Consider the following 26468-nt stretch of genomic DNA (forward strand, 5'->3'; position numbering starts at 1 on the left):
GATCTGACCCGGCAGCCCGCTGATGGGCGCCGACACCTGGATCGCCTTCGGGCTCGTGGTCCTCTTCGTGCTCGTCGGCGGCGTGTTCGCCGCCGCCGAGATCGCCCTCGTCTCGCTCCGTGAGTCGCAGCTGCAGCAACTCGAGCGTCGGGGCTCCCGGGGCATGCGCGTCGCCGAGCTCGGGCGCGACCCGAACCGGTTCCTGTCCGCCGTGCAGATCGGCGTGACCGTCGCGGGCTTCTTCTCCGCCGCGTACGGGGCGTCGTCGATCGCCCCCGACGTGGCGCCGCTGTTCACCGGGCTCGGTCTCGAGCAGGGCGTGGCCGAGACGGTGGCGCTCGTGCTGATGACGCTCGTCATCGCGTACCTGTCGCTCGTGTTCGGCGAGCTGGTGCCGAAGCGGCTCGCCCTGCAGCGTGCCGAGGGCTTCTCGATGGCGGTCGCCCCGACGCTCGAGCGGTTCGCCACGCTCATGCGCCCGGTGATCTGGCTGCTCTCGAAGTCGACCGACACCGTCGTGCGGCTGCTCGGCGGCGACCCGAACGCCCGGAGCGAGTCGATGAGCACCGAGGAGCTCCGCGGCCTCGTCGAGGACCACGACGCCATCGACGCGCAGGGGCGCCGGATCGCCCGGAGCGCACTCGACGCCGGCGATCGCATCCTGCGCGAGTCGATGCGACCCTGGTACGACGTGTCGACGATCGACGCGGGTACCTCGATCGCCGCGGCCACCGACCGCGCGATCGACCTCGGGCACACCCGGTACCTCGTCACGGACGGCACGCGGGACCACGTCGACGGCTTCGTGCACCTGCGGGACCTCCTGCGCCCGGTCGACCCCACGGCCCCGGTCTCGACGCTGGTCCGGCCCGTGCTCGCGTTGCCGGAGACGAAGTCGCTGTCGAGTGCGATCGCGGACATGCGCACCGAGGGACACCAGATCGCCCTGGTCGTCGACGAGTACGGCGGCAGCGCGGGCATGGTGACGCTCGAAGCGCTGCTCGAGGACCTCGTCGGACGCATCCGCGATGAGTACGACGAACCCACGGCCGAGCACGACGGTGTGGACGGAGCGACCGTGCTCGAGGACCTCGTCGCCGACGGCGGCCCGGCCCTGCCCGATGGCGACTACGAGACCGTGGGCGGCCTGGTGCAGGTCGCCCTCGACCGCGTGCCCGAGGTGGGCGACGTCGTCGAGGTGGACGGCCACCGCCTCGAGGTGACCGCCACGGACGGTCACCGCGTGGCGCGCGTCCGCATCACGGCCAGCGCGACCGCCTGACGGACGGGAGGCGCGTGGCCGCCCCGCCCCGCGCCTCCCGTCCGCCCCGGCCTCGCGCCCACCCGCGAAAGCGACAGGATCCCGCGGGACCCGTGCTGCAGACTGTCGCTTCCGAGGCAGCCACCGCGCGGCGACCGCGGGTTCCGTCGCTTTCGCGCCAGCGAAACCACCGCAGCCGGCCGACGGGCCGGCCGGGGCCCCGGCGGGTACGGGCAGGGCCTGCCTCGGTACCAGCCGCGGGACGTACGCTCGTCGCATGGGTATCGACGTGCGCAACGAGATCCGCGACTTCCTGTCCTCGAGGCGGGCGCGACTCACCCCGGAGCAGGTCGGCATGCCCTCGTTCGGCGGTGGGGTCCGGCGCGTGCCGGGGCTGCGTCGCCACGAGGTCGCCATGCTCGCCGGGGTGAGCGTCGACTACTACACGCGGCTCGAACGAGGCTCGCTCAAGGGCGTCTCGGACAGCGTGCTCGAGGGGCTCGCCGGCGCACTGCAGCTCGACGAGGACGAGCGCATCCACCTCTGGGACCTCGCGCGTCTCGCGAACGCCGGTGTGAAGGTCATGCACCGCAACGTCCCGACCCGGGTGCGACCCGGGGTGCAGCGGCTGCTGGACTCGATCACGGGAGCGCCAGCGTGGGTGCGGAACGAGCGCGGTGACGTCGTCGCGACGAACGAGCTCGGCCGTGCCCTGTACGCGCCGATGTTCGCCGGCCCCGGGCGCCCGGTCAACACCGCACGCTTCACGTTCCTCGACCCGGTGGCCAAGGAGTTCTTCCCGGACTGGGCGCAGACCGCCCGGGACGCGGTGGCGATCCTCCGTGCGGCCGCGGTGTCGAACCCCTGCGAGCCCGGGCTGGTGACGCTCGTCGGTGAGCTGTCGACGCGGAGCGAGGAGTTCCGCACCTGGTGGGCCGCGCACGACGTCCGCATGCACCGGACCGGGAAGAAGCGGATCCTGCACCCGATCGTCGGGGAACTGCGGCTCGACTACGAGGCGCTCGAGCTCGTCGCCGACCCCGGCCTCGTGATGTTCTCGTACTCGGCGGAGCCGGGCAGCGAGTCCGAGCGGTCGCTCGCGCTCCTCGGGTCCTGGGCGGCGACCGAGCGCGCAGAGCAGTACGCGGCGTTACGCGAGTCGGAGTCCGAACCCGTCGACTGACCCGTCGTCGCCGCGGTCGTCAGGCGGCGGGCGACGTCGGACCGGTCGTGTCCGGACCGGCACCGCCGTCGTCGATGCCGTCGACGACCGCCTGGTACCGCAGCCGCTCGATGCGCAGCCGTCGCTCCGTCGCGGACAACCGCAGCACGCGGATTGCGGCGAACACGAGCACGATGAGTGCGACCACCAGCACGGCGAGCGCCACGAAGAAGGCGATGTACAGCACGCTGACGACGGCGAATCCCCCGGAGACCATGTCCCGACCGTAACAGCCACGGTCCGTAGGCTGGGATCGTGACGAGGACGACGGACGGTTCAGCGGGGGACGCCGACTACGCCCGCATCGGGCAGGACTACCGGAAGTACCGCCGACCGGAGCCGTCGTTCGCCCGGGCCATCGGGGCGGCCCTCGGCGATGCCCGGACCGTCCTCAACGTCGGCGCCGGTGCCGGCTCGTACGAACCGACCGACCGCGACGTGACTCCGGTCGAACCCTCGGCGTCGATGCGCGCCCAGCGCCCGGAGTCCCTCGCGACGGCGATCGACGCCGTCGCCGGGGACCTCCCGTTCGCCGACGACACGTTCGACGCCGCGATGACGACGTTCTCCGTGCACCAGTGGGGCGACCTCGAGCGCGGGCTGGCCGAGATGCGTCGGGTGACCCGGGGCCCGATCGTGATCCTGACGTGCGACCCCGACCGGGTCGAGGACTACTGGCTCGCCGAGTACGCCCCCGAGGTCATGGCCACCGAGGCGCGGCGCTACCCCTCCCTCGCCCGCATCGCCGACGCGCTCGGCCAGGACACCGTGACGAGCACCCCGCTGCCGATCCCCTTCACCTGCGTCGACGGGTTCTCGGAGGCGTACTACGCCCGGCCCGAGCGGCTCCTCGACCCGGGCGCCCGGCAGGCGAACTCGGCGTGGAGCTTCGTCGACGAGTTGACCGCCCGACGGTCGGTCGCCGCGCTCCGGACCGCGCTCGAGTCGGGCGACTGGGACCGCGCCCACGGTTCGCTCCGCGTGCAGCCGACGTACGAGGGCTCGCTCGTGCTGGTCACCGCGGTGCCGGTGAGCTCTGACGAGTCCACCGCGACACGCCCGGCTTGACACGTCGTCGTAGGCTGGTCGGGTGAGCTTCCAGGAGGTGGTCGGCGCCCGAGACGCCGACATCAGGGCGTGATGCCCCAGGTCGCACCGTTCGGTGTGGCCGCCGTCATCGAACCCTGAACCCTCCGCCCGGTGCGGCGCGCGTCCGCGTGCAACGGGCCCTTCCGAAAGCGATGCACCATGCTGCCCATCAGCGAGAAGACCCTGCGTACCTCCTTCGTGAACGCCTCCCGCAGGGAGACCTCCGACCTCACGCTGCCCGCCGACTTCGAGACGATCGACTGGGACGGCCTCGACTTCCTCGGCTGGCGCGACCCGAAGATCGGCCGCCGTGCGTACGCCGTCGTGCCCACACTCGAGGGTGACCTCATCGGCATCCTGTTCCGGCAGGCCGAGGCCTCGTCGCGCGCACGTGCGCAGTGCTCGTGGTGCCAGGACGTGAAGCTCCCGAACGACGTCGTGTTCTACAGCGCCAAGCGATCCGGCAAGGCGGGACGGAACGGCAACACGGTCGGCACGCTCGTCTGCCAGGAGTTCCAGTGCTCCCGGAACGTCCGGAGGCTGCCACCGCCCGCCTACGAGGGCTACGACGTCGAGGCCGCCCGCCTGCGGCGGATCGAGGACCTGCAGCTCCGCGCCGCGTCGTTCGCCGCCGAGGTCTAGCCCCAGCGCGACCCGGTGACGGAGGGGAGGGGCGGGGCGGGGCCGACCCGCGCCTCCAGTCCGGCAGACCGGCCCGTTCCAGGGCCGCTGGTCGCGTTCCGGGGGAAACCGCCGCGTAATGCCCGTGAAACGGGCGTTCCGTAGCGTGGGGGGATGGACCTCGGCGATTTCAACGACGCGACCGCCTCCGATGCCGCAGCGGTGATCCGTGGATGGGCGGACGTTCCCGCGTGGGTCGACACACTCGTGGCCGCCCGGCCGTTCGGCAGCGTGCAGTCGCTCACCGAGCGAGCCGCTGCCGCCGCCGGGTCCTGGGGCCCGACGGAGCTCGATGCGGCACTTGCCCAGCACCCGCGGATCGGTGAGCGGGCGGTGGATGCCTCCTCAGCTCGTGAGCAGTCGGCGATGCAGACCGCCGCGGACGACGTCGCGGGAGCGATCGCCGCGGGCAACGCCGAGTACGAGCGCCGGTTCGGACGGGTGTTCCTCGTGCGGGCTGCCGGACGGACGCCGGAGGAGCTGTTGGGCGAACTCGAACGACGGCTCGGCAACGATCCCGCAGCCGAGACGCTCGAGGCCGCCGCAGCCCTCGCCGACATCGCCGTGCACCGCATCCGTGCGACCTTCGCCGTCCCGCACCTCACCACCCACGTGCTCGACGCGACCCGGGGCGTCCCGGCCGCCGGGATCGACCTCGTGCTGAGCACGGTCGACGGAGACGTCATCGCCACCGGCACGACCGACGCCGACGGGCGCGCCGCCCTCGGGCCGGACGTCCTGCCTCGCGGCGATCTGCAGCTCCGCTTCGGCACAGGGCGCTACCACCGTGCCGTCGGGGTGCCGGCGTTCCACCCGTTCGTGGTCGTCGCCTTCACCGTGAGCGGCACCGAACACCTCCACGTGCCGCTGCTGCTCAGCCCGTTCGCCTACAGCACCTACCGAGGGAGCTGACGCGAGCGTCCGCCCCGGCGGCCGCGCGCTCCGACGACGAGTGCGCGCGATCCACCACGTGCACTCGTCGTCAGGATGTGCACCCGTCACGCGGGGGCGTCGTATGCCTGGCGTGGCATGCAGGAGCCCCGGACGCACGCGAGCGGGCGAAAGACGCGCCCGAGCCATGAGTTCGGGGGCATGTTTCGCCCGCTCGCGTGCCCGGCGGACCAGAACCGCCGACCGGACGACCGGCCGGACGCCCGGACGACCGGACGACCGGCCAGAACCGGCCGGACCGGGTCAGACCGGGTCGGACTCGCGGGCGACGGCGATCGGGGCCGTGGAGCGCACCCCGTCGTACGACCCCACCGCCGGGTCCTCGCCGTACCGTTCGGCCACGGAGCGCGACCCGAGCAGCAGGTTGAGCAGGATCGCCGCGACCGCCCCGGCCGAGATGCCCGAGTCGAAGACCAACGTGAACCAGGTCGGGAACTGCCCGTAGATCTCCGGGGCGACGGTCGGCAGCAGCGCGATGCCGAGCGGGAGCGCCACGACGAGCACGTTCCGGTTGTCGAACCGCACCTTCGACAGCGTCCTGATGCCCGACGCCGCGACCATGCCGAACAGGGCCACGCCGGCGCCACCGAGCACCGCGTGCGGGATCGCCTCGACGACCGCGGCCACCTTCGGCACGAGGCCGAGCACCACGAGGATGCCGCCTGCCGCCGTCGCCACGTACCGGGAGCGCACCCCGGTGAGTGCGACGAGCCCGACGTTCTGCGCGAACGCCGTGTACGGGAACGTGTTGAACACCCCGCCGACGACCGTGCCGAGGCCGTCCGCGCGGAGCCCGTCGGCGAGCGTCCGCTTCGAGACCGGCCGGCCCGTGACCTCACCGACGGCGATCATGTCGCCGGTCGTCTCGGTCATGATGACGAGACCGACGACGAGCATCGAGACGATCGAGGCCAGGTCGAACGTCGGCAGCCCGAAGTGGAACGGCGTGACGAACGCGAACCACGAGGCACTCCCGATGCCCGATCCGTCGACCATGCCCGGGACGAACAGCGCCACGACGGTGCCGAGCAGCAGCCCGAACAGCACCGACACCCGGGCGAGCCCCCGCGGCGCGAACCGCTCGACCAGGACGATCGCGAGCAGCACCCCCGCGGCGAACGCGACGTCGAGCGGATCGGCCGCACCGTCCTTGCCGCCGTCGGTGACCCAACCAGCCGCGACGCTCATCAACGACAGCCCGATGATCAGGATGACCGTGCCGGTGACGATCGGCGGGAACAGCCGCACGAGCTGCGCGAACCACGGGGCGATCACGACCATGAAGACACCGCACGCGATCGTCGCCCCGTAGACGGCGGTGATGCCGTGCTCGGTGCCGATCGCGATCATCGGGCCGACGGCGGCGAACGTGACGCCCTGCACGAGCGGCAGTCGGACGCCGAACCGCCAGAAGCCGACTGACTGCACGATCGTGGCGAGTCCGGCGACGAACAGGTCCGCGCTGATGAGGAACGCCAGGTCGGCGCTGTCGAAGCCGAGCGCTCCGCCGACGATGAGCGGCACGGCGATCGCCCCCGCGTACATCGCGAGCACGTGCTGCAGGCCGAGCGGCAGGAGTCGTGCGAGCGGCGGGACGGCGTCCACCCCGTCCGCACTGGTCTTCGTGGTCGTCATGGCGTCCCCTCCGGTGGTGGATTTCCCTGTCCTCCGGACGCTATGCAGCCCGTGTTTCCCGGGGATGACGGGCGTGGGTCGCGTCCGTCACCCCGCACGCGCCCGAAACGCACCCCGAAACGGCCTGGAGGCCCGTGGCGGATCCGCCACGGGCCTCCAGGCCGTCTTCCGGTTGCGTCTACCGACCGATGGTCGACATGTCGGGGTAGCGGTCGCCCGTCGGGACCGGCAGCGCCGACAGGCGCGAGATCTGGTCCGCCGTCAGGGTGAGGTCGGCTGCACCGACGTTCTCCTCGAGTCGCGAGACCCGCTTCGTGCCGGGGATCGGGACGACGTCGTCGCCCTGCGCGAGCAGCCAGGCGAGCGCCACCTGCGCCGGGGTCCCGCCGGCCTCGGTGGCGATCTCCTTGACGGCGTCGACGATCCGCATGTTCTCGGCGAATGCCTCCTCCTGGAAGCGCGGGTTCGCCAGGCGGAAGTCGTCGGAGTCCAGGTCGGACGGCTTCGTGATGGCACCGGTGAGGAACCCGCGGCCGAGTGGCGAGTAGGGCACGAGGCCGATGCCGAGTTCGCGGAGGGTGTCGAGCACGTCGCCCTCCGGGTCCCGGGTCCACAGCGAGTACTCGCTCTGCAGGGCCGTGATCGGGTGGACGGCGTGTGCCTTCCGGATCGTCGCCGCGCTCGCCTCGGACAGGCCGATGTGGCGGATCTTGCCCTCCTGCACGAAGCCGGCGAGCTGACCGATCACGTCCTCGATCGGGACGGCCGGGTCGACGCGGTGCTGGTAGTAGAGGTCGATGTGGTCGGTGCCGAGCCGACGGAGGGAGCCCTCGAGCGCCTCTCGGACGGACTCCGGCGCGGAGCTGATGCCGCGACCGGTGGCCGGGGTCTCCTCTCCGGCGGTGTGGGTGATGAGCCCGAACTTCGTCGCGATGACGACGTCGTCGCGGCGGTCGCCGAGGGCCCGGCGGAGCAGGTCCTCGTTCGTGTAGGGCCCGTAGGCCTCGGCCGTGTCGAACAGGGTGACGCCGAGGTCGATCGCGCGGTGGATGGTGCGGATCGACTCGTCGTCGTCGGTGCCGGCGCCCGTGTAGAAGGCGCTCATGCCCATGGTTCCGAGGCCGATCGGTCCGACCTCGAGGTCTGCGAGCTTGCGTGTCTGCATGGGTGCAGGTCTACTCCGGGTCCCTCGGTTGGAGGGAGGCACTGACCGGACCCGTCAGCGGGGAATGCGGCTTCGTGCGGTTCCTCCAAGGTTCCGCACGACCGGCGGTCACCCTGGTGGGATCGGATCGTGAACCTGTACTTCCGCCTGTTCCTGCTCCGGTTGCGCGTCCGGCTCCGTCCCACGACCGGCGGACGGCGACCGTCGCTCTGGGACGAGGTCCGCACGCCTTTCCGCGTGACCCTGACCGACCTCGACCCGCTGCGGCACGTGAACAACGGGAAGTACCTGTCGATGCTCGACCTCGGGCGGCTCGACCTCATGCTCCGCTCCGGGTTCTGGGCAGCCATCGCCGAGCGGGGCTGGTACCCGGTGGTGTCCGCGCAGACGATCACCTACAAGCGGTCGTTGACGCTCGGGCAGCGGTTCGAGCTCGTCACCCGGGTGCTCGGGGTCGACGACCGCGCCGTGTACCTCGAGCAGACGTTCAGCCGGCGCGGGGTCGTCGTCGCCCGTGCGGTGGTGCAGGGGCGGTTCCTGCGGAAGACCGGCGGGACGGTGCCGCCGTCGGAGCTCCTCGAGGCAGCGGGCGCGACGGACCGGGACCTGTCGGTGCCGGAGTGGGTGCACGAGTGGGCGGGGGCGACCCGCATCAGCAGCTCCGCAGGGTAGACAGGTCCGGTGAGCGAACGCGACGACGAGCACCGCACCCCTGCCACCAGCCGACGGGTCCTGCTCGCCGGAGGAGTCGGACTCGGGATCGCCGGGGTACTCGCGGCGTGCAGTCGACCGTCCCCGTCGCCGTCGCCCAGCGCCACGTCGACACCCCGGCCGACCCGGACCCCGACCGCGTCCCCGACCCCGGGCGGACCCGACACGTGGGACGCCCTCGCCGCCGCGGTGTCCGGCCGGCTGCTGCGGTCGGGGTCGAACGGTTGGGACTCGGCACGGCTCGTCGAGAACCCCCGGTACGACGACGCCGATCCGCAGGCGATCCTCCGGGCCGCCGACGCCACCGACGTGCAGGCCGGGCTCGCCTTCGCCCGGAACACGAACACCCCCGTGGCGCTCCGGGCCGGCGGGCACTCCTACACGGGGTGGTCGGCCGGCGGCGCGAGCGGCACCGACGTCCCGCGGTCGCTCGTGATCAGCACGCAGGACCTCGACCGGATCCAGCTGCACGACGACGACACCGTGACGATCGGCCCCGGTGCGCAGCTCGCGGACGTGTACGCCGCGCTCGCGAAGGCCGGCCGTGCCATCGGCGCCGGGTCCTGCCCGACGGTCGGCATCGGCGGGCTGACGCTCGGCGGCGGTGTCGGCGTGCTCGTGCGCTCCTTCGGCCTGACCTGCGACCAGCTCACCGGTGCGACCCTCGTCACCCCCGACGGCACCGTGCACGACGTCTCGGCGACCGCCGAACCCGACCTGTTCTGGGCCTGCCGCGGCGGCGGGGGTGGAAGCGTCGGCGTCGTGACCGCGCTGACCTACCGGACGCAGGCCGCGCCTCCCGTACTGCTCTTCCGCATCACCTTCCGGTGGTCGGCCGCCGCTGCCGTGGTACGCGCCTGGCAGGACTGGGCGCCCTCGGCGGACCGGCAGCTGTGGTCGACGCTCAAGCTCCTGAACGGCTCGCGGCACACCGCCCCGACGGTCACCGTGACCGGCGTGTGGACCGGGGCGAAGACCGGTGCGGACGCCTCCGTCGACGGGTTCATCCGCGCGACCGGTGCCACGCCGCTCGCGCACACCGCCCAGCAGCTGACCTACGGAGCGGCGATGTCGACGCTCGCGGGGAAGGCGCAGCGGGTCTCGCAGGCGGCGACCTCGTCGATCGGCACCACGAAGCTGACGGACGCGCAGATCGACACCCTCGTGCAGCACGCGGCCGCGGCTGGCGACGTCGCCGGCAACCGCGAGGGCGGGGTCGCCCTCGACGCGCTCGGCGGCGTCGTGTCGGACGTCGGACGGACCGACACCGCGTTCCCGTGGCGATCGGCACTGATGACCGTGCAGTACACGGCGGTGTTCGCGGACGGGGCGGACCCGGCGCCGTTCGACGCGTACGTGCGGGGGTTCCGGAAGGCGATGCGGCCGGCGTGGGGCGACGCGGCGTACGCGAACTACTGCGACGCGGCGATCACGGACCCGGCGGACTACTTCGACGTGAACACCTCCCGGTTGCACCGGATCGCGGAGCAGGCGGATCCGACGGGGGTGCTGGCGCAGCCGCACTGGGTGTGACCGGCGCGCCGCGACGCCGCCGGACGCGCGAGACACCGCCCGACGCGCGGAACGCCGCCGGATCCCGCGGTGTCTCGGCCGTCGTGCGGCGTCTCGCCGGGATGACGGCGGCCCGTCCTACGATGAGCGCGTGGACATCGACGACCTCGTGCTGCCGGACGCCGCCGCCTGGCGCGCCTGGCTCGACGCCCACGAGGCCGAACCCGACGGGGTGTGGCTCGTCCTCGCGAAGAAGGGCACCACGGAGCCGACGACGCTGACGTACGACCAGGCGCTCGACGAGGCCCTGTGCTCCGGCTGGATCGACGGGCAGAAGCGCGGGCGCGACGAGGCCACGTTCCGACAGCGGTTCACCCCGCGGCGGAGGGCCTCGCTCTGGTCGCAGCGGAACATCGGGCTCGTCGTGACCCTCGTCGCCGAGGGACGCATGCGGGACCGGGGCCAGGCGGAGATCGACCGCGCGAAGGGAGACGGCCGGTGGGACCGCGCCTACTCCGGGGCCGCCGCGGCCACCGTGCCCGAGGACCTGCAGGCAGCACTCGACGCCTCCCCGGCAGCCGCCGCGTTGTTCGCCGAACTCGACGCCACGAACCGGTACGCGGTGCTGCACCGGATCACGACCGCGCCGAGCGCCACGGCTCGGGCGAACCGGCTGGCGAAGCTCGTCGGCGGGCTCGAGCGCGGCGAGACCCCGTACCCGCGGAAGGCCTGAGCCACCGGCCGACCGGCCGTCAGCCCCGGAGCCCGACCCGCACGCCCCGGTGATCGCTCCCGTTCGCCGGGAGGACCTCGGTCGACGTGGTGTCGAGCCCGCGGACGAACACGTGGTCGATCCGCACGACGGGCGCCTGCGCGGGCCAGGTGAACCCGAACCCGCCGCCCTCGTCGAGCATCCGGGTCAGCGGGAGCATCTCCGGGTCCTTCGAGCCGCCGTTGAAGTCCCCGGCGACGACGAGCCGCTCCGCGTCGTCGTCACGGGCCGCGGTCGCGAGGGACGCCAGCATCGTCGGCCGTCCGTCCTCGCCGCCGAGCCGCAGCGAGTCCATGTGCACGACGTACAGCCGGACGTCCCCGAGGTCGGTGTCCACGGTGACCCGGAGCGCTCGTGCCCACCCGAGGCCGAGCGTCATCGGCTCGCCGTCGCGCAGCGTCGTCCTGCTCCACACCCCGACCGACCCGACCCGGTAGTGGTGCGGGTACCGCTCGTCGAGCACGCCCGCGACGGCAGTGCCGGAGGATTCGGTGAGCTCCTCGAGCGCGATGACGTCCGGGCCGCGTGCCGCGATCGACCGGGCGGTGGCCGCTGGGTCCGGGTTCGCGGCCTCGACGTTCTCGGTGACCACCGTCAGCTGCGGCGACCCCGGCGCGTCCGGCGTGAGCACCCCGGGCAGGATCGCGAACGCCCACGCGGCGGCGAACGCCAAGGCTCCCACCGCGAGCCGCTTCGACCGGGTGCCGAGGGCGACCCCGGCGACGGGGACGAGCAGCAGGGCGAGCCAGGGGAGCAGTGAGCCGACGACCGAACCGGCGGTCCCGAGGACACCGAGCGCGGCGGGGAACACGAGGACGACGATCCCGGCGAGCAGCACGATCCCGACGACACCGATGACGAGCGAGCGGCCGGGACTCCGTCGTGGGGAACGGAAGGGCACCCGACGAGCATAGGAACCCGATCTGACAGCCGCCCGGGGGACAACCGTCCAGCACGGGTCGAACGGTCAGGCGTACACCGGGTCCATGACCATTGGCACCGACACCACGAACCGTCCGGCAGCCGCCTCCGGCACCTTCCGCATCGGCGGGGACCTCGAGGTCCACCGCCTGGGCTACGGCACCATGCAGCTCACCGGCCCCGGCGTCTGGGGGCCGCCGAAGGACCGCGACGAGGCCGTCCGGGTCCTCAAGCGCGCCGTCGAGCTCGGCGTGGACTTCTTCGACACCGCCGACTCGTACGGCCCCTACGTCGCCGAGGAGCTCCTGCACGAAGCCCTCCACCCCTACGGCGACGACGTCGTCATCGCGACGAAGGCCGGCCTCACCCGCACCGGCCCGAACGAGTGGCCGCCGGTCGGCCGCCCGGAGTACCTGCGGCAGGAGGCCGAGATGAGCCTCCGCCGTCTCGGGCTCGAACGCATCGACCTGTTCCAGCTGCACCGCATCGACCCGAAGGTCCCGCTCGAGGACCAGGTCGGCGAGCTGCAGAAGCTGCAGGACGAGGGCAAGATCCGGCACATCGGCCTGTCCGAGGTCTCCGTCAGCGACGTCCAGGCCGCACAGGAGATCGCGACGATCGTCTCGGTCCAGAACCTGTACAACCTGCAGAAGCGCGACGCCGAGGAGCTCCTCGACTGGTCGACCGAGCAGGGCATCGCGTTCATCCCGTGGTTCCCGCTCGCGACCGGCGGACTGACCGGGGCGGACTCCCCGCTCACCGAGATCGCCGAGCGCAAGGGGGCGACCCCGGCGCAGCTCGCGCTGGCGTGGCTGCTCAAGCGCTCGCCGGTGGTGCTGCCGATCCCCGGGACGTCGAGCGTCGACCACCTGGAGGACAACCTGGAGGGCGCGACCATCGAGCTGACCGACGACGAGTTCGAGGAGCTGTCGAAGCTGGGTCGCTGACGCGACCACGGGACGGACTGGAGGCACGGTGCCAGCTGGCACCGTGCCTCCAGTCCGTCTGCTGTCCGATTTCAGGACGCGAGCTTGCGTCGGCATACCGGGTATGTGCATACTCAGTATGTCCACGGCGGACGGAGAATGGGGGAAGTGTCATGAGCGTACGGATGGGCGTACTCGCGCTGCTGGTGGGAGGACCCGGCTACGGGTACCAGCTCCGGGGGGAGTTCGAGCACCGCACCGGCGGCAGCTGGCCGCTGAACATCGGCCAGGTCTACACGACGCTCGACCGCCTGGAGCGGGACGGCCTCGTGGCCCGCGGCGACGCCGACGACGACGGACACGTCGTCTACACGGCGACCGACGCGGGTCGCGAGGCAGTGGGGCGCTGGTTCAGCGAGCCCGTCCCGGCCAAGCGCGGGCGCGACGAACTGGCGATCAAGTTCGCCCTCGCCGTGACCGTGCCCGGCGTCGACGTCACCCACCTCGTGCAGGTGCAGCGCACGGCCGCCGTGCGGAACCTGCAGGACCTCACGCGCCTGAAGCGGGGCACCGACCCGGCGGAGGACCTCGCCTGGTCGCTCGTCCTCGAGTCGATGCTGTTCCAGGCCGAGGCCGAGGTGCGCTGGCTCGACCACGTCGAGTCGAGCGTCGCCCGGTACCGGCCGAAGGAGCATCCCGCCCCGGTCGACGCATCAACGTCCGACGCGACCGTCCGGAGCGCCCGGTGACCGCCGCGCCGCTCCTCGAGCTCGACGCCGTGAGCGTGCAGTACGGCTCCGGCGCGAAGGCCGTCACCGCCCTCGCCGGCATCGACCTGCAGATCCGCCGCGGCGAGATGGTCGCGGTGATGGGCACGTCGGGCTCCGGCAAGTCCACGCTGCTCGCGTGCGCCGGCACCCTGCTGCCACCGACCAGCGGTGAGGTCGTCATCGACGGGGACTTCGTGTCGGACCGTCCCGCGAAGGACCTCGCCGCGCTCCGCCGACGCCTGGTCGGGTTCGTGTTCCAGGACTTCAACCTCATCCCGTCACTCACCGCCGTCGAGAACGTGGCACTGCCGCTCGAACTCGACGGGTGGAAGGCCTCGCGGGCCCGGCGCGCCGCGGAACTCGCGCTCGACAACGTCGAGCTCGGCCACCGCTCCGACGCGTTCCCGGACGACCTGTCCGGCGGCCAGCAGCAGCGCGTGGCGATCGCGCGCGGGGTCGTCGGCGAGCGCCGGTTGGTCCTGGCCGACGAGCCGACGGGTGCCCTGGACTCGCAGACCGGCGAGGTCGTGCTCCGGATGCTCCGTCGACACGTCGACGCCGGAGCCGGGGCGCTCCTCGTGACGCACGACGCCCGGCACGCGGCATGGGCGGACCGGATCGTGTTCCTCCGGGACGGTCGGGTGGTCGACGAGACGGTGTACTCGGGCGTCGAGATGGCGCTCACGGACCGGGCCGCCTCGTGAGCGCACGTCGGCGCCGAGCCGACGTCGACCAGCCCCGCGTCCGCACGCCGTTCGCACTCCGGCCGGCGCTCCGGCTCGGGCGGCGTCTGGCGTTCGCGAAGGTCGGGCGTGCGGCGCTCATCGTCGCGCTGATCGGGATCCCGACGGCCGGGTTCGCCGCGGTGTCCGTCGTGGTCCAGTCGACGCAGCCGACCACGGCCGAACAGCTCCGGTACGACCTCGGGCACGCGGCCGCGCAGATGCGGGCGATGGGACCCGACCTGCCGGGCATGCGGCAGGACCCGGTGGCGTGGCAGTACTCCGAGGCAGCGAAGGGCAGCCCCGCGTCGAAGGCCGAGGGCGACCTCCGCTACGCGAACGTCCTCGACCACGCGCCGTCCGGTGCCGTGTCGATCCCGGTCGGGTCCGCGTCGATCGTGCTCTCCGGACCGAAGGGGCCGATCGGACTCATGGCCGTCGAGGGTGCGGTGTGGTCGAAGGTGCTCGCGGGGCACTGGCAGGTGCTCGAGGGCACCGCACCGACCGACCGCGACGAACTCATGGTGACGCCGGCGACCCTGACGCGGCTCGGGGCGTCGATCGGGGACACCGTCGACCTGACCGACCCGGTCACGAAGCGGTTCACGATCACGGGGACCATGCGCGACCTCGGCTCCGACCCGGACGAGCAGGGTGTGTTCCTGCCGTGGGGCACCACGCTGTCGCCGACCACCGGCGAGGACGAGCACGGCGTCTCCGACGTCACGGTCTACCTGGCGTCGGACGCGCCGACGTGGTCGGAGATCCGGCAGCTCAACGCGCACGGGATCGTCGTGCAGTCGCGCCCTGTCGTGCTCGACCCGCCGGACGAGCGCTTCCCTGCCGCGCAGCGGAACTCGTCCCTCGGCTGGTACCTCGGCGCGATGGCGCTGCTCGGCGTCTTCGCGATGTTCGAGGTCGCCCTGCTCGCCGGGGCCGCGTTCCTGGTCGGCACCCGGGCGGACACCCGCTCGTACGCGATCGTGACCAGTGTCGGTGGGGACCGCCGGTTCGTGCGGACGATCGTGGCCGGGTCAGGACTCGTGCTCGGTGTCACCGGGGCGGTGCTCGGCGTCGCGCTCGGCACCGGGATCGGCGTGCTGGCGTTCCGACTGATCGACAACGGCAACGTGAGCACCTGGCCGGGCCTGCACGTCCCCGGCTTCCTGCTCCTCGCGATCGGTGCGGCCGGGGTGCTCGCCGGGCTCGTGGCCGCCCTGGTCGCCGCGCGTGCCGCCACCCGGATCAACGTACTCGCCGCGCTGCGCGGGTCCCTCCGACCGGCGCAGGTGAACCCCCGCGCCGAACGGCGACGGCGCGTCTGGGCACCCGTGCTCATCGTCGTCGGTGCGCTCATGACGCTCGCGTGCGGCGTCGGGGTCCTGCTGCTCAACGACCGGCCCGTGCAGCACGACGACCTCGCCTGGGTGGTCGGCGCAGGCGTCGCGATCGGTCCGTGCCTCGTGCAGGTCGGCGTCGCCATGTGCTCGCCGTGGCTCCTCGCGCTGGTCGCCCGGGTGTCGACGAAGCTCGGGCTGTCGGCACGGTTGGCCGCGCGGGACGCCCGTCGGAACCCGGTCCGGACCGTCCCGGTGCTGGCGAGCGTGATGAGCGTCGTGTTCGTGGCCTCGGTCGCGATCACGTGGAGCGCTTCCTCGCACGCGCAGTTCGTCCGCGACTACGAGTACCGGACGGCGGTCGGCGTAGCGACGGCGTCGGTGTCGGTCACCGACGACCAGGGCAACGCGACCGGGTACGACGCCGCCCTCACGGCCCGCGCCGCGAAGGTCGTGGCCGGGGTGCTCACCCACGACCGGGTCCGGGTGCTGGGCGCCGTGTCCGAGCAGGCCGGCAAGGCCCCCTCGACGGTCACGCTCCCGCACGACTGGCAGAAGCGGGAGTGCTCGACGAACGACACGACCTCGTGCTCGATGTACCTGCAGTCCCAGGACGACGCGACGCCGCACATCTGGACGGGCACGGTCGACGACTACGCGCTGCTGACCGGACACCGCCCGTCCGCGACCGTCCGCGACGCCCTGGCCTCCGGCAAGGCAGTGTCGCTCTGGCCGGAGTACGCGCACGACGGCGCCGTGCAGATCGACACGTTCCACGACCAGACCTGGGACAGCATGACGACGACGTCGGGGGACCGGCCGGACGCGACGACGACGATCCCGGCCGTGCTCGACGTGCAGTCGCCGCGGATCCAGGTCGGCGTGTTCATGACCCGCGAGACCGCCGAGCGCTACCGCGTGCCCGCCGTCGACGGCATGCTCGTGACGACGCAGCCGACCGAGCTCACCCCGACGCAGTGGGACGACCTGTCCTCGGCGTGGCAGAGCCAGGGCGGCCTCGACCGCGACCGGTGGGGTGGCCCGACGTTCATGTACGAGACCGGTCCGGTGGACGCGCAGGGCGTGGTGAAGGCGCTCGTGCTCGCGCTCGCGGCTGCCGTGACGATCGGCGCGACGGCGGTCGCCATCGGACTCGCACGCTCGGACGGGCGGCGCGACGACGAGGTGCTCGACTCGGTCGGTGCGGCCCCGGTCCTCCGACGTCGCGTGTCGGCCTGGCAGGCGGCGATCCTCACCACGGTCGGCGCGGTGATCGGCACCCTGCTCGGACTGCTGCCGATCCGGGCGCTCACGCTGCGCTTCACGGCGGGACCCGTCGGGGCGTCGCACATGCCGTTCGTCCCGGACTGGCCGTTCCTCGCGTTGCTCGCGATCGGGCTGCCCGTCCTGGTGACGGTGGGGACGTGGCTGACGGCGGGCCGCAGCCGACGGGTGGCAGTGCGTCGCGCGCTCTGACGCGGCCCCGTCAGGACCGGGACCAGCTGGGAACGGCCGCGAGGACCCACAGCGAACGTCGCCGTTCCCCAGGTCTGGGGGCTGGTACCGAGCGTCGATCCGGGGGATACCTGTTGTCGTGTCCCGCACCCGTCGGCTCGCCCTGATCGCGAGCATCGTCACCTCCGCCTGCCTCGTCGCGGGTGGCTCCTTCGTCGTCGGCTCCGTCGTCCTCGGCCCCGCGCGGACCGCATCCGCCGAGAGCGCCACGCGCGCCGGGCTCGCACCGGTCGAGCGGGCGGACACCCGCATCCCGGTCCGCGAACAGGTCGTGACCGGCGCCCTGGGGTCCGGCGACCGCTCCGGCGCCGTCACCTTCGCGTACGCCGGGGACTCGATCACGGCCCGGCCGGACTCGTGGTTGCACGTCATCGAGTCCGATCGACGCCTGCACGCCGTCGGTGGCTACGCGCACAGCGGGTACCGGGCGGACCAGGTGCTCCACGAGATCGGCCCGGTGCCGACGGCGGACGTCCTCGTGGTGGAGCTCGGCACGAACGACGTGAACCAGGCGGTCCCCACGGCGACGACCATCGCGAACGTCGACGCCGTCGTGCGGACGGTCGGCGCGCAGCACGTCCTGGTCGTCGCCGGTCCGCCGTCCGACTGGACGAGCAGTCGGTGGGGCGCCGACCGCCGCACCGGACAGCTCGTCCTGAGCCGTGCGCTCGAGCGGGACGCGACGGAGCACGGCTGGTCGTCCGTCGACCCGTTCACGGCGTTCCGGCAGGCGGACGGCGCCTGGGTGCGTGGGTCCTCGCCGGACGGCATCCACGGCACCGCGGCGGCGAACGTCGTGATCGCCCGTGCGATGGCCTCGGCGATCACGGCGGCGGCACGCTGACCTGATCCCGGGGCACTGCAAAGAAGTGCTTGCAAAGAAGCACTTGCAAAGATTTCTTTGCAGTCGTACGCTCGGAGCATGGCCCTCGAAGCACGCGTCCTCGACCTCCCGTCGATGAAGGCGCTCAACCACCCGCTGCGCACCGAGCTCTTCAACGAGCTCGCTGCGCACGGTCCGGCAACGGCCACCACCCTGGCCGAGCGGGTCGGCGAGTCAACCGGCTCGACCAGTTACCACCTCCGTCAGCTCGAGAAGCACGGCTTCATCGAGGAGGTCGAGGGTCGCGGAAACGGCCGTGAGCGCTGGTGGCGCCGGGTCCCCGTCGCCGTGCACTCGGGCGGCACGACGGGCCCGCAGTCACCCGCGGGCATCGCCGCCGCCCGGCTGCTGGCGAACGGGTCGAACGAGTTCTCCGAACAGCTGATCCGCGAGTTCCTCGCGCGTGACCAGGAGACCCTCGAGCCCGCCTGGCGCGATGCGAGCGAGTTCTCCGTCGCGATCATGCGGCTCACCCCGGCCGAGGTGACCGAGCTCACCGACGGCATCCACGCCCTCATCGACACATTCCGAGACCGGCATGTGCTCGACGACACGACGATCGACGGCACGGAACGCGTCTTCCTCCGCCTCGCAGCACTCCCCGTCCTCGACGACGAAGAACAAGGATCATGAGCGCAGCACTCCACCTCACCGAAGTCGGCCCACTCGAACGGGCCGCCCACCGCATCGGCACGGCGCTGCTCCGCTGGAGCGAATCGCGTGCCGCCCGGGTCGAGTTCCCGACCGGCTTCCGCACGACATCCGGCCGGACCGCGGCCCGCCTCGCGTACGAGCAGCGCACCGCTCTGGAGGCACGCCACCGGCACTGGGACGAGCTCGCCGCCGCCGCGCCCCGACTCCGCTGACCGAGGTCGGCCCGGGCGGGTCGCCCTCAGCCGCCGACGCAGAACGACTCGACGGTGACGTGCACGCCGTCGGTGCCACCGCCGAGTCGCATCCGCTCCACGGCGGCGTCCCCCCGGAGCGGCATGACCAGGTCGGTCCCCATCGCACGGTCGACCGCCGCGTAGCCCGCCGCCTCCCACCCGTCGAGGACCCGCGGTGCGAGGTCCTGCGGTCGCACGGTGGGCAGCACGAGTGACCCCGTCCACCGCCGTCCCTCGCCGCCGCACCGTTCCTCCGTCAGGACCACGGGCGGCGACTCCGCTCGTGCCGGGGTCGGCGACGACAGGTCGTCGAGCGGACCGGCCCAGCGGATCGTCTCGGTGAGCAGTGTGCGGGTGCCGTCCTCGACCGCGGTGGCGTCGAGGCTCGTCGAGGTCACCGGCGTCGGTCCCGGCCACTCGGGCTCCGGCGTCCGCGGCGGTCCTGGGGACGTCGCAACCTCGGGTCGGGGCCACAGTGACGCATCCGGCAGGCCACTGCCCGCGAACAGCGGACCGATCGCGAGGGCGGCCGACAGCCCCACCGCGACGACGGCATCCGCCGGCCAGGTGGTCATGATCGACGGGAGTTCGTCCTCGGGGATCCGCCGGTGTCGCCGCCACCGCAGCGTGAGCGAGACGGTCAGGAACGCCGCACCCGCCAGCACGAAAGGGGCCTCGACGACCAGAGGGACGACGCCGAGCCCGACGGCCCACCACGTCGCCGGGAGTGCGGTCGCGATCGCCATCGTGCCGTAGGCCGCGACGAGCAGACCCGTCTCCCGCTCGGGGAGTCGTTCGTGGTAACCCTTCTTGCGGGCTGCGATCCAGACGGCTGCGGCCACAGCGTTGACGGCGACACCGATCCGACCGAACTCGAGACCGACGAACTGCCCGAACCCCCACCCGACGATCGTGTCGGGGGACGGGCCGTCGAGTTCGTACCGCTTGTGCCCGTCCAGGTGCAGCAGCACGAGCACGCCGCCGATGCCGAGCAGGAAGAGCGCCCACGACCACCGCGGGACGCCGAGTCGCCGGAGGGCCGCGGCGGCGAAGAGCACCGCGGCGGGCATCAGCAGGAACAGCGCCGTGCCGGCTGCTGCGTCGAAGGCGTCGGGGTCCACACTGCGACGCTACGAGTCCGACCTCCGCCGAGCAGGACCCGGGTGGGGGACTACGTCCGACGGCCCATCGGGATCGGCACCTCGGCGAGGACGACCTCCGGGTCCATCGGGATCGCGCCGTGGACGCGCGGGTCGCCGTCGACCCACTCGACCCGGACCCCCGCGGCCTCCAGCCCCGCGACACTGAGGTCGATGCGGAGCAGTGGGATCGACAGGTCACCGAACCGTTCGGCGACGACGGCGTCGACCCGCTCGGGAACGGTCGCCCGGACGTACCCGCCCGGTTCGAGCGGCACCCCACGTGTCGCCACCTCGTACTCGCCGAACCCGCGGCTCATCTCCCAGTCGTCCGCGATCGCCACGTGACACACGACATCGATCATGGACCCTCCTCAGTAATGAAACGCGACCGTATCATTACCGGCTAGGCTGTGGTCGTGACGAAACGAGGACGACCGACCGCCGACGAACGCGCCGCCCGGGACGAGCGGGTCCTCGACGTCGCCACCGACCTGTTCCTCGCGAACGGCTTCTCCGGGGTCACCCTCGACCGGGTCGCCGCCGATGCCGGGGTCACGAAACGGACCCTCTACGTCTCCGTCGGGGACAAGCACGAACTGCTCCGCGCCGTCGTGCGCCGACAACACACCTACTCAGGTGCCCCGACCGGCGACCTCGCATCGACCGCCGCCGGGATCGCACGCGCGCTGCTGACCGATCGGGCCGTCGCGCTCCACCGCCTGGTGATCGCGGAGGCCGGTCGGAACCCGGAACTGGCGCGGGAGTTCCACGAGGCCGGACCGCTCGCCGCGCAGGCCGCCCTCGTCCGGGCGGGCGCGACACCGGAGACCGCCGCGGAGCTCTTCACGCTGCTGCTCGGGGAGCTCCACCGCGAGCGGCTGCTCGGCCTGGCACCGGAGCCGACGGCCGACCAGATCGCCGCACGCGCCTCGCGTGCCGTCGCGCTGCTCTCGACGTGACCCGGTGACGGACGGGAGGCACGTGGCGGGTCCCCACGCGCCTCCAGGCCGTCACTCGGGCAGCGGCTCCGCGTAGGTGCGGAAGTCCCCGCGCTCGGTGTGGATCGCCCACAGGCGGTCCGCGATCGACGCACCGGAGTGGTCCGGCTGCCCGTCGTCGATCCCGAACGGGATGATGAGCTGCCCGACGTGCACCTGCTCGTCGCGGACCGCGTCGTGCAGGAGCTGCGCGTAGGCGCTCTCGCCCGCGAAGGCGACGGACGTGCCGGTGACCCGAGCACCCGGGCGGACGGCACTGCCACCGTTCACGAACAGGATCGTGCCGCGGCCGATCGCCCGCATGCCCGGCAGGACCTGGCGGACGGCGTTCACCGAGCCGTAGACCGAGAACTCGATCGGGCCGACGAGGTCCTCCGCCGTGGTCTCGAGCACCGGGCGCATGTACTCCTTGGCGGGCAGCGGGCTGTACTGCAGCACCTCGATCGGACCGAGCTGCTCGGTGGCGCGCTCGAGCGCGCCGCGGAGCGAGTCACCGTCACGGACGTTCGCGGCGAACCCGGCGGCCGCGACGCCCTGCTCCCGCAGCGATGCGGCGAGGCCGTCGAGACGGTCCTGGTTGCGGGAGATCACGGCGACGGAGAAGCCCTCCCGGCCGAAGCGTTCGGCGACGGCGAGACCGAGGCCCTTGCCGGCTCCGACGATGGCGATGGTGGTCATGAGGTGGTCCTTCCGGTTGCGACGGCGTCGTGCTCGTGCACGGACCCGACGGTAGGCCGCTCCGCGCACCGGAGAGGGGTGCGGACAGGGCCACCCAGCGGATTCCCGATCGCGCCGAGTGTGATCGACCCACCGACCGGGAGGAACACCGTGCACACGACCCCTCGACCACACCGCACCTGGGCGGCCCTCGGCGCGGCCGCCGTCACCGCGCTCGTCCTCACGTCCTGCACGGACGACGGCGCACGGACGCTGCGGGGCACCGCGTCGGCGACGACCGTCCCGACGGCCTCCCCCACGACCTCGGCGCCCGGACTCCTCGCCCCGGGCGGTGAGCCGTCCGACCTCGCCACCGGCCTCGACGCCCCGTGGTCGGTGGTCCGCACCGGCGACGGTGTCGACGCCCTGATCAGCGAGCGCGACTCGGCGAAGGTGCTCGAGCTGACCGCCGCCGGGACGACACGGGAGGTCGGCACCGTCGACGGGGTCAGCGGTGGCGGCGAGGGCGGACTGCTCGGGTTGGCGCTGCACGACGGCGACCTGTTCGTGTACTCCACCGCCGAGGACGGCAACCGCATCCAGCGCTACGACCTGACCGGCAGTGCCGGGTCGTACGCGCTCGGCGACGCGACCACGATCATCGACGGGCTGCCGTCGAACAGCTTCCACAACGGCGGCCGCATCGCGTTCGGACCGGACGGCATGCTCTACGCGAGCGTCGGCGACGCCGGCACGGGATCGGACGCCCAGGACCGTGACTCGCTCGCCGGCAAGATCCTGCGGCTGACACCGGACGGCGAGGTACCCGGTGGGAACCCGTTCCGCGGCTCGCCGGTGTGGAGCCTCGGGCACCGGAACGTGCAGGGCATGGGGTGGACCGCCGACGGCACGATGTTCGCGTCCGAGTTCGGGCAGGACACCTGGGACGAGTTGAACGTCATCGAGCCGGGGAAGGACTACGGCTGGCCCGAGGTCGAGGGCACGGGCGGCGAGGACCAGGGGTTCGTCGACCCCGTGCAGCAGTGGGCCACCGACGACGCCTCCCCGAGCGGCCTGGCGGTCATCGGCGACACCGTGTTCGTGGCGAACCTGCGCGGTGAGGTGGTCCGGGCGATCCCGGCCGCTTCGCCCGCGGAGTCCGCCGAGTACTTCGCGGGGGACTTCGGCCGCATCCGGACCGTGCTCGAGGGGCCCGACGGCGCGCTCTGGTTCGTCACGAACAACACCGACGGCCGTGGGGACCCCACCGAGGGCGACGACCGGATCGTGTCGGTGCCACTCGCCTGACCTGGCCCGGCGAGCCGACCAGGCCTGGCGGGCCGATCAGGCCTGGCGGGCCGATCAGGGCTCCGGGATGACCCGTTCGAACCGGCTGGTGTCGGTGCCGTCGGGGTCGGGACCGCCGCGGCGGCCGGTGTCGAGGGCGTCCAGGCGGGCGAGCTCCTCGTCCGACAACGCGAAGTCGAACACGGCGAAGTTCTCCGCGATGCGTCCCGGGTTCGTCGACTTCGGGATCGCGTTCCGCCCCTGCTGCAGGTGCCAGCGGAGCATCACCTGCGCCGGCGTCTTCCCGTGCGCCTCGCCGATCGCCCGGATGGTCGGGTCGTCCATCACGCTGACGCGCTCGTCGCCCCAACCGGGGTAGAACGTGATGCCACCGATCGGCGACCACGCCTGGTCGAGGACCCCGTGCTCCGCATCGGCGCGCTGGACGTCGGGCTGCGTGAAGTACGGGTGCAGCTCGACCTGGTTGAGCGCCGGGATCACGTCGGTCTGGTCGAGCAGGGACCGGAGGTGGTGCGGCATGAAGTTGCTGACGCCGATCGCCCGGACCCTGCCGTCCGCGTACAGGGTCTCGAGGGCCTTGTACGCGGCGACGGTCTGCTCGAAGCGGTCGGGAGCGGGCTGGTGCAGGATCAGGACGTCGATCGTGTCGAAGCCGAGCTTGCCGGTGGCCTTCTCGAACGCGTGCAGGGTCTGGTCGTAGCCGTAGTCGGAGACCCAGACCTTCGTCTCGACGACGATCTCGTCGCGGTCGACGCCGGAAGCGCGGATGCCTTCGCCGACCTCGCGCTCGTTGCCGTACGCCGCGGCGGTGTCGATGTGGCGGTACCCGGTCTCGAGCGCCGTGCGCACCGCGTCGACCGTGTCCGCCGGCGCGCTCTGGAAGACGCCGAAGCCGATCGCCGGGATCTCGAGTCCGTTGTTGAGGGTGACTGTGTCCATGTCCACGACGCTACGACCGCCGTTGTCAGGCTGACGGGGAACAGCAGTACCTCCCTGCTGGCAGGTACGGTCGTCCCCTCCTTCGCCGCGCGCGGTCGCCGTACCGTGGAGCCATGGACACGAGAGACGAAGTCCGCGACTTCCTCCGCACCCGCCGCGAGCGCGTCACGCCGCAGCAGGTCGGTCTGCCCGACTTCGGCGGCGCGCGCCGGGTGAAGGGTCTCCGCCGCGAGGAGCTCGCCCTCATCGCGGGCATGAGCGTCGACTACTACATCCGGCTCGAGCGGGGGAACCTCACCGGGGTCTCCGAGAGCGTCCTCGAGTCGCTGTCCCGTGCCCTCCGCCTCGACGACGCCGAGCACGCCCACCTGTTCGACCTCGCCCGTGCGCAGAACGCCTCGGCAACGACGCGGCGGAGGACCCCGACGTCGAAGGTCCGGGCGAACGTGCAGCGGGTGCTCGACTCGATGACGGCCCCGGCCTGGGTGCGGAACGGCCGGTCGGACTTCCTTGCTGGCAACGCCCTCGCCCGCGCCCTCTACGCGCCGCTCTTCCTCGAGCCGTCGGGCACACCGAACACCGCACGCTTCGCCTTCCTCGACCCCCGCGGCCGGGAGTACTGGCGCGACTGGGACGGGGTGACCGGTGACATGGTCGCCGTGCTCCGTGCCGAGGCCGCGCGATCCCCGTACGACAAGGGCCTCACCGACCTGATCGGGGAGCTCTCGACCCGCAGCGAGGAGTTCCGGCAGCGCTGGGCCGCGCACGACGTGATGCGGCACCGCAACGGCACGAAGCGGCTCCGCCACCCGGAGGTCGGCGACCTCGACCTCACCTACGAGACGATGGAACTGGTCACCGACACCGGACTGACCCTCGTCGTCTACGGCGCCGAACCCGGCTCGCCGTCCGAGGAACGCCTGCAGCTCCTCGCCAACGTCGCCGCGACCGAGGCGATGGGAGCGACCGAGGCGGCGAGCGCGGCGGAGGCGGCGAGCGCGGCCGGGGCCGCGGGCTCCGCCGCCGTCACGACCGCGGAGGACGCATGAGCGAGACCGACTCGATCCGCACCGACCGCCCAGCGGGACCGCTCTCGTTCCTCGGACGGATCCGCTTCCGGCTGCACGCCGAACGCGAGATCGACGAACTCACCCGAGACCGCGCCCACGAGGAACGCATCCGCGCCGAGGCAGCCGTCCGCCTGGCCCCGGGGCCGTGGCACCTCGGGGAACTCCTCCGGCGCCGTCCGTGAGCGACCGCACGGGGATGACACCCGCGCGGACCCTGCTGTTCGCAGTCGCCGGTGGCGCGGCGGTCGGGAACCTGTACTGGGCGCAGCCGCTGCTCGACGAGATCGCGTCCTCGCTCGGGACCTCCGCCGCGGTCGCGGGGCTGCTCGTCACGCTCACCCAGGTCGGGTACGCGCTGGGCATCCTCCTCGTGGTGCCGCTCGGCGACGTCCTCGACCGACGCCGACTGATCCCCGGCGTGCTCGTCGCGTCCGCCGTCGCGCTACTCTTCGCCGCGGTGGCGCCGTCGTTCGCCGTGCTCCTGGTGGCACTCGCACTCGTCGGTCTCACCACCGTCGCCGGGCAGCTCCTCATCCCGCTCGCCGGGGACCTCGCCGACCCGGCGACCCGAGGGCGGGTGGTGGGCACCATCGCCTCCGGTGTCCTCACGGGCATCCTGGTCTCCCGGACGGTGAGCGGGCTCGTGGCGGACGCGTTCGGGTGGCGAACGATCTACGTGGTCGCCGCCGTCGCAGCCCTGGTGTTCGCCGTGCTGCTCCGACGGGCGATCCCCGAGCTCGAGGGACGCGATCGTGTCCGCTACCCGACGCTCATCGCTTCGGTGTTCCGTGCGGTCGCCGCGCACCGCGCCGTGCGGGTGACCCTCGTCATCAGCTCCGCGGTGTTCGCCGTCTTCACGATGTTCTGGACGGCGCTGACGTTCCTGCTCAGCGCGGAACCGTTCGGGTACTCGACGAGCGCGATCGGACTCGTCGGGCTGGCGGGGCTCGCCGGTGCGGTCGCAGCGCAGCGGGTCGGTCGACTCCACGACCGCGGGGTGTCGGTGCCGGTGACCGGAGCGGCGATCGCCCTCGTGCTCGTCTCCCTCGTGGTCGCCGGGCTCGGGTCGCGGTCGATCGTGGTGGTCCTCGTCGCCGTCGTGCTGCTCGACGTCGGCGTGCAGGCGACGAACGTCCTCAACCAGACGCGGCTCTTCGCGATCGACCCCGCAGCGCGCAGCCGCCTCAACACCGCGTTCGTCACCGGGAACTTCATCGGCGGAGCGATCGGATCGGCACTCGCCTCGGTCCTGTGGAACGCCGGCGGGTGGACCGCGGTCACCGTGGGCGGCGCAGTCCTGGTCGGGTTCGCGCTGACGGTCTGGGTGGTCCACCGCCGCCGTGGTCTGGTCGTGCGCGCCGCGCACTGACGCTGCAACTGATCACGGTCGCGAG

The 26468-nt window shown here is 72.5% G+C and carries 28 protein-coding genes and 1 pseudogene; 21 read left to right on the top strand and 8 right to left on the bottom strand.

Going from position 1 to position 26468, the window contains the following annotated elements; translation table 11 throughout:
- Positions 1 to 22: 22 nt before the first annotated feature.
- Positions 23 to 1282 carry a hemolysin family protein gene (locus tag CRP27_RS14785; protein WP_097181372.1) on the top strand — a complete coding sequence of 420 codons (1260 nt, stop codon included), beginning with the start codon at positions 23 to 25 and terminating at the stop codon, positions 1280 to 1282.
- 256 nt (positions 1283 to 1538) lie between these two features.
- Positions 1539 to 2444, top strand: coding sequence for a helix-turn-helix transcriptional regulator (locus CRP27_RS14790; protein ID WP_097181373.1), 906 nt, complete (start codon positions 1539 to 1541; stop codon positions 2442 to 2444).
- Positions 2445 to 2463: 19 nt separating this feature from the next.
- Here CRP27_RS14790 and CRP27_RS14795 read toward each other — a convergent pair whose 3' ends face one another.
- The gene (locus CRP27_RS14795) at positions 2464 to 2700 is read right to left on the bottom strand and encodes a hypothetical protein (protein ID WP_097181374.1); all 237 of its coding nucleotides are present in this window, start codon (positions 2698 to 2700) and stop codon (positions 2464 to 2466) included.
- A 38-nt stretch (positions 2701 to 2738) separates the two neighbouring features.
- Here CRP27_RS14795 and CRP27_RS14800 point away from each other — a divergent pair, with 38 nt between their 5' ends.
- The 4 genes and pseudogenes from CRP27_RS14800 to uraH all read left to right on the top strand — a co-directional run bounded on the left by CRP27_RS14800 (position 2739) and on the right by uraH (position 5165).
- Positions 2739 to 3551 (top strand): class I SAM-dependent methyltransferase, encoded by an 813-nt coding sequence (locus CRP27_RS14800; protein ID WP_097181375.1) that lies wholly within the window; start codon positions 2739 to 2741, stop codon positions 3549 to 3551.
- Between the two features lie 180 nt (positions 3552 to 3731).
- Positions 3732 to 4214, top strand: a complete 483-nt coding sequence (locus CRP27_RS14805) for an FBP domain-containing protein (protein WP_097181376.1) — start codon at positions 3732 to 3734, stop codon at positions 4212 to 4214.
- 153 nt (positions 4215 to 4367) lie between these two features.
- A pseudogene (gene uraD / locus CRP27_RS18530) lies at positions 4368 to 4826 on the top strand (2-oxo-4-hydroxy-4-carboxy-5-ureidoimidazoline decarboxylase); the annotation flags it as partial.
- On the top strand, positions 4827 to 5165 hold the full coding sequence (gene uraH / locus CRP27_RS18535; protein ID WP_176505644.1) for a hydroxyisourate hydrolase: 339 nt from the start codon (positions 4827 to 4829) through the stop codon (positions 5163 to 5165).
- 282 nt (positions 5166 to 5447) lie between these two features.
- Here the strand turns inward: uraH and CRP27_RS14815 are convergent, their stop codons facing one another.
- Together CRP27_RS14815 and CRP27_RS14820 are read right to left on the bottom strand one after the other, a co-directional pair.
- Positions 5448 to 6839, bottom strand: coding sequence for a nucleobase:cation symporter-2 family protein (locus CRP27_RS14815; RefSeq protein WP_255257604.1), 1392 nt, complete (start codon positions 6837 to 6839; stop codon positions 5448 to 5450).
- A gap of 178 nt (positions 6840 to 7017) precedes the next feature.
- Entirely contained in the window at positions 7018 to 8004 is a 987-nt protein-coding gene (locus CRP27_RS14820; protein ID WP_079237509.1) for an aldo/keto reductase, read from the bottom strand.
- A gap of 129 nt (positions 8005 to 8133) precedes the next feature.
- On the opposite strand from CRP27_RS14820, the gene CRP27_RS14825 reads away from it, so the two are divergent.
- The 3 genes from CRP27_RS14825 (at position 8134) to CRP27_RS14835 (ending at position 10960) form a co-directional block, all read left to right on the top strand.
- Complete coding sequence (locus CRP27_RS14825; protein ID WP_097181377.1) at positions 8134 to 8676, top strand: acyl-CoA thioesterase; 543 nt, start codon at positions 8134 to 8136, stop codon at positions 8674 to 8676.
- 9 nt (positions 8677 to 8685) lie between these two features.
- Positions 8686 to 10248, top strand: coding sequence for an FAD-binding oxidoreductase (locus CRP27_RS14830; protein WP_097181378.1), 1563 nt, complete (start codon positions 8686 to 8688; stop codon positions 10246 to 10248).
- A gap of 130 nt (positions 10249 to 10378) precedes the next feature.
- Entirely contained in the window at positions 10379 to 10960 is a 582-nt protein-coding gene (locus CRP27_RS14835; RefSeq protein WP_097181379.1) for a YdeI family protein, read from the top strand.
- A 19-nt stretch (positions 10961 to 10979) separates the two neighbouring features.
- Here the strand turns inward: CRP27_RS14835 and CRP27_RS14840 are convergent, their stop codons facing one another.
- On the bottom strand, positions 10980 to 11900 hold the full coding sequence (locus CRP27_RS14840; protein WP_097181380.1) for an endonuclease/exonuclease/phosphatase family protein: 921 nt from the start codon (positions 11898 to 11900) through the stop codon (positions 10980 to 10982).
- 85 nt (positions 11901 to 11985) lie between these two features.
- On the opposite strand from CRP27_RS14840, the gene CRP27_RS14845 reads away from it, so the two are divergent.
- From CRP27_RS14845 to CRP27_RS14875, 7 genes are all read left to right on the top strand, one after another.
- Positions 11986 to 12867, top strand: coding sequence for an aldo/keto reductase (locus tag CRP27_RS14845; protein ID WP_097181381.1), 882 nt, complete (start codon positions 11986 to 11988; stop codon positions 12865 to 12867).
- A 152-nt stretch (positions 12868 to 13019) separates the two neighbouring features.
- Positions 13020 to 13595: a PadR family transcriptional regulator gene (locus CRP27_RS14850; RefSeq protein WP_097181382.1), complete on the top strand. Its 576-nt coding sequence runs from the start codon at positions 13020 to 13022 to the stop codon at positions 13593 to 13595.
- The gene (locus CRP27_RS14855) at positions 13592 to 14320 is read left to right on the top strand and encodes an ABC transporter ATP-binding protein (protein ID WP_097181383.1); all 729 of its coding nucleotides are present in this window, start codon (positions 13592 to 13594) and stop codon (positions 14318 to 14320) included. Before CRP27_RS14850 ends, CRP27_RS14855 begins: the two co-directional genes overlap by 4 nt.
- Positions 14317 to 17151, top strand: a complete 2835-nt coding sequence (locus tag CRP27_RS14860; protein WP_176505624.1) for a hypothetical protein — start codon at positions 14317 to 14319, stop codon at positions 17149 to 17151. Before CRP27_RS14855 ends, CRP27_RS14860 begins: the two co-directional genes overlap by 4 nt.
- A 118-nt stretch (positions 17152 to 17269) precedes the next feature.
- Positions 17270 to 18034 carry an SGNH/GDSL hydrolase family protein gene (locus tag CRP27_RS14865; RefSeq protein WP_176505625.1) on the top strand — a complete coding sequence of 255 codons (765 nt, stop codon included), beginning with the start codon at positions 17270 to 17272 and terminating at the stop codon, positions 18032 to 18034.
- A 78-nt stretch (positions 18035 to 18112) separates the two neighbouring features.
- Positions 18113 to 18706 carry a transcriptional regulator gene (locus CRP27_RS14870; RefSeq protein WP_097181386.1) on the top strand — a complete coding sequence of 198 codons (594 nt, stop codon included), beginning with the start codon at positions 18113 to 18115 and terminating at the stop codon, positions 18704 to 18706.
- The gene (locus tag CRP27_RS14875) at positions 18703 to 18939 is read left to right on the top strand and encodes a hypothetical protein (protein ID WP_097181387.1); all 237 of its coding nucleotides are present in this window, start codon (positions 18703 to 18705) and stop codon (positions 18937 to 18939) included. Before CRP27_RS14870 ends, CRP27_RS14875 begins: the two co-directional genes overlap by 4 nt.
- Before the next feature lie 26 nt (positions 18940 to 18965).
- Here the strand turns inward: CRP27_RS14875 and CRP27_RS14880 are convergent, their stop codons facing one another.
- Together CRP27_RS14880 and CRP27_RS14885 are read right to left on the bottom strand one after the other, a co-directional pair.
- Complete coding sequence (locus CRP27_RS14880; RefSeq protein WP_097181388.1) at positions 18966 to 20081, bottom strand: hypothetical protein; 1116 nt, start codon at positions 20079 to 20081, stop codon at positions 18966 to 18968.
- A 50-nt stretch (positions 20082 to 20131) separates the two neighbouring features.
- Positions 20132 to 20464: a DUF952 domain-containing protein gene (locus CRP27_RS14885; RefSeq protein ID WP_141399783.1), complete on the bottom strand. Its 333-nt coding sequence runs from the start codon at positions 20462 to 20464 to the stop codon at positions 20132 to 20134.
- A 54-nt stretch (positions 20465 to 20518) separates the two neighbouring features.
- Between CRP27_RS14885 and CRP27_RS14890 the strand changes: the two genes are divergently transcribed.
- Positions 20519 to 21061: a TetR/AcrR family transcriptional regulator gene (locus tag CRP27_RS14890; protein ID WP_176505626.1), complete on the top strand. Its 543-nt coding sequence runs from the start codon at positions 20519 to 20521 to the stop codon at positions 21059 to 21061.
- Positions 21062 to 21112: 51 nt separating this feature from the next.
- Here the strand turns inward: CRP27_RS14890 and CRP27_RS14895 are convergent, their stop codons facing one another.
- Entirely contained in the window at positions 21113 to 21778 is a 666-nt protein-coding gene (locus CRP27_RS14895) for an SDR family oxidoreductase (protein ID WP_097181391.1), read from the bottom strand.
- Positions 21779 to 21928: 150 nt separating this feature from the next.
- Here CRP27_RS14895 and CRP27_RS14900 point away from each other — a divergent pair, with 150 nt between their 5' ends.
- Positions 21929 to 23065, top strand: coding sequence for a sorbosone dehydrogenase family protein (locus tag CRP27_RS14900; RefSeq protein WP_097181568.1), 1137 nt, complete (start codon positions 21929 to 21931; stop codon positions 23063 to 23065).
- A 54-nt stretch (positions 23066 to 23119) separates the two neighbouring features.
- Here the strand turns inward: CRP27_RS14900 and CRP27_RS14905 are convergent, their stop codons facing one another.
- Complete coding sequence (locus CRP27_RS14905) at positions 23120 to 24004, bottom strand: aldo/keto reductase (protein WP_097181392.1); 885 nt, start codon at positions 24002 to 24004, stop codon at positions 23120 to 23122.
- A 113-nt stretch (positions 24005 to 24117) separates the two neighbouring features.
- Between CRP27_RS14905 and CRP27_RS14910 the strand changes: the two genes are divergently transcribed.
- The 3 genes from CRP27_RS14910 to CRP27_RS14920 are packed head-to-tail and all read left to right on the top strand — an operon-like array spanning position 24118 to position 26443.
- Positions 24118 to 25053: a helix-turn-helix domain-containing protein gene (locus tag CRP27_RS14910; RefSeq protein WP_097181393.1), complete on the top strand. Its 936-nt coding sequence runs from the start codon at positions 24118 to 24120 to the stop codon at positions 25051 to 25053.
- Positions 25050 to 25256 (top strand): hypothetical protein, encoded by a 207-nt coding sequence (locus tag CRP27_RS14915; protein WP_097181394.1) that lies wholly within the window; start codon positions 25050 to 25052, stop codon positions 25254 to 25256. Before CRP27_RS14910 ends, CRP27_RS14915 begins: the two co-directional genes overlap by 4 nt.
- Positions 25253 to 26443, top strand: coding sequence for an MFS transporter (locus CRP27_RS14920; protein ID WP_255257605.1), 1191 nt, complete (start codon positions 25253 to 25255; stop codon positions 26441 to 26443). Before CRP27_RS14915 ends, CRP27_RS14920 begins: the two co-directional genes overlap by 4 nt.
- Positions 26444 to 26468 lie beyond the last annotated feature (25 nt).

Source organism: Curtobacterium sp. 314Chir4.1 (assembly GCF_900215175.1).
GTDB lineage: Bacteria > Actinomycetota > Actinomycetes > Actinomycetales > Microbacteriaceae > Curtobacterium > Curtobacterium pusillum_A.